Here is a 279-nt window from a genome sequence, read left to right on the forward strand (position 1 = left end):
CGAAGCTGTGTATTTGGAGTTAGCAGATAAAGCTAAATTAAGCCCACCTGAAAGACTTTTGGTAAATGCACCTGAAGGCACTGGAGCAAAACAATGGCTGGCATTAAAGCGATTTGATAGATTTAAATTACCAAGCAATAAAATGGGCCGTAAACATATGCACAGCGCATGTGGTTTATTGGAGGCTGACTTTCGTGCACCCACATTAGATTATGAAGATTTAATTAAAGCTAGTCGTGTTTTATGCAAGTCTCCTGCTGCTGGGCAGTTACAGTTTCG

Annotated in this window: 1 protein-coding gene; it reads left to right on the forward strand. The window is 40.9% G+C overall.

Annotated features, from left to right (window positions below):
• A partial coding sequence (locus V0R37_RS22005; RefSeq protein WP_420376543.1) for a HipA domain-containing protein occupies positions 1–279 on the forward strand: 279 nt, incomplete at both ends.

Origin of the sequence: Pollutimonas rozaliensis, from assembly GCF_048751585.1 — a bacterium.
In the GTDB taxonomy this organism is placed as follows: domain Bacteria; phylum Pseudomonadota; class Gammaproteobacteria; order Burkholderiales; family Burkholderiaceae_B.